Below are 2,567 nucleotides of genomic sequence, written 5' to 3'. Positions count from 1 at the left end.
TTTCGGCGGTGTATTCAGTTTGTATCAGTTGGGACTGAATACACTTTTCCACAGGCTGAGGTACTGGAAAATAAGGAAAACATAGAATGTAACATATGAATGTATCAGTGTATTCACTGATTTTGGAGAAAGGCGTTTTTTAGGTCTTTTCCCTTTATAGGGGGCTGAATACGTGTTACAGATGATACAGGCACGATTCGCCTGTCCGTAAAACTTCCGTTTCGGAAAAAATGCGGATCGGATGCGATACGGCATGCCCGCGGTGGACGAATGCGAAAGGGGCGCGGCGTCCGCCGCGGGCATGATCGCCATGATCGGAGCCGGAACCGTCCGACCGCCTCCATGGATGGCGAATGACGGCCGACGCGGACAAGTTTCCGCGTTCGGGACGAAAGCCGTCCAGAGAGGCGTTCATTCGGTCCACAGGGGCGAATGCCGCCCATCGGGTTGTGGGCGGTCGGCACGAACGAGCCCCATGCTCGGGACAAAACCGTCCACGGGCGGCGTAGGCGGCGAATGGCGACCGACATGGACAAGTTTCCGCGTTCGGGACGAAAGCCGTCCAGAGAGGCGCTTATTCAGCTCACAGGGGCAAATGCCGGCCATCGGGTTGGAAACGACTTACGAGAGGCAGGCACGGACAAGTTTCCGCGTTCGGGATGAAAACCGTTCAGAGAGGCGCTTGTCCGGTTTTTCGCGGGCGGAGGGCATGCGTCCGCCATGGCGCCTGTATCACTTGTAACACGTATTCAGTCCCCCATAAAGGGAAAAGCCCAAAAAAACGTCTTTCTCCAAAATCACTGAATACACTGATACATCAGTGTGTTACATTCTATGTTTTCCTTATTTTCCAGTACCTCAGCCTGTGGAAAAGTGTATTCAGTTCCAACTGATACAAACTGAATACACCGCCGAAATCGGTGAATACAAGACCGATTCCGCTTACGATTCCGTCACGATTCGGCTTGATTGCATTCAGTTTGAGCCAGGGATGTGGCATCGTATTCGATGCGGACCGTATCGTCCGGCTCCGGGAATGAGCGGCCGATACGGCCCGTCTGCAAGAAGCCGTCCGCAACGGCGTCCGTCCGGTTTCCGGGGCAAATGCCGCCCATGAGGTCGTGAACGGTTTATGGCGGCCGGCGCGGACAAGTTTCCGCGTTCGGGATGAAAGCCGTCCAGAGGGGCGTTTATTCGGTCCACAGGGGCAAATGCCGCCCATGAGGTCGTGAGCGGTCTGCAGGGAGGCCGGCGCGGATGAATTCCCATGTCCGAGATGAAAGCCGCCACACAGACACGCCCGCCTGGATTCCAAGCTCCCTTTTCCGGCCGGATGCCACCGGTTCCGACAGGCAGTGGAGCGCGACCCCCTCCCCCTTGGTGGAAACCGCCTGTATCGCCTGTAACACGTATTCAGTCCCCTATAAAGGGAAAAGCCCAAAAAAACGCCTTTCTCCAAAACAGGTGAATACACTGATACATTCATATGTTACATTCTATGTTTTCCTTATTTTCCAGTACCTCAGCCTGTGGAAAAGTGTATTCAGTCCCAACTGATACAAACCGAATACACCGCCTGTATAGGTGAATACAAAGCCGCTTTCGTCTACGATTCGGTCACAATTCGGCTTGGTTGTATTCAGTCCGATTCACTTGGCGCCAGCACCGCCACTCCCGCACGGCACACCCCGTAAAACCCCCTATAAACGAAAGGCGCCCCGGAGGACGCTTCGTTCCTCCGGGGCGCCTCGGAGGCGCCCGTGGGCTACAGGCCCAGTTCGGCCAGCGGATCGGCCGGCTTCCCGTCCGGCTCCTCCGTCTCCGCGTCATCAGATGGAGCCTCGAGCAGGGCCATCATGGCCGACGGGTCGGAGTCGAACAGACGGCGCGCCTGCTCGACATCCAGCGAGAACTTGACCTGCGGCGCGGCCGGCGCGGAGTAGGTCACGCCGTCGGGCAGCTCGCCCTCGAAGTCCTTCTCGATGAGGTTCCTCAGCCATCCCGCGTCGCACGCGTCGGCGGTGGCGACGGGCATCGGCTCGTAGTAGTCGTCGAGTCCGTTCTTCTTGAGCCACGCGCCGAACGCGACGGGGTCGGCGACCTTGTACCTGCCCCTGTCGCCGCCCTTGGTGCGGGTCAGCTCGCCCAGAGACACGCCGCCGAACACCGCCTGCGGGTGCTCGCCCGGCTCGATGCGGTCCATGAGGCTCTTCTTCGCCTCCTTCACGATGTCGTTGGCGCGGGTCGAGATGACGGTGCCCACCGCCACCAGCTGCCGCAATTGATCGTCCGAACGGTCCGAGAGGTCGATTTCGGCCCCAATGTCCTTCTTCGCCATATCCGTGGCTCCTTTCCTTGAAAAAAAGGCCCGCCGCGGAAACCCCGCGACGGGCCATCCGATGCGTCCCGGCCGCTTAGGAGACGAGCGCGGGCAGGTCGACCGGTTCGACCTCGGTGCCGAACGCGCCCAGCCCCGCGGTCGCCGCGAACGTCAGGCAGCGGACCAGCGCCGTGTCCTCGCCCGAGCGCGCCGCGCCGATCAGGCAGATCGCCATGCGGTACATGTC

General features: G+C 59.3%; 1 protein-coding gene. It reads right to left on the bottom strand.

The annotated features are described in order from the left end of the window. Positions 1–1,765 precede the first annotated feature (1,765 nt). Positions 1,766–2,281 (bottom strand): hypothetical protein, encoded by a 516-nt coding sequence (locus tag ACR0P8_RS09305; RefSeq protein ID WP_432624791.1) that lies wholly within the window; start codon positions 2,279–2,281, stop codon positions 1,766–1,768. Between the last annotated feature and the right edge of the window lie 286 nt (positions 2,282–2,567).

Source organism: Bifidobacterium sp. (assembly GCF_050874245.1).
Lineage (GTDB): Bacteria > Actinomycetota > Actinomycetes > Actinomycetales > Bifidobacteriaceae > Bifidobacterium.
Note: the sequence above shows the minus strand (reverse complement) of the source record. Positions and strands in the feature narration are given on the sequence as shown.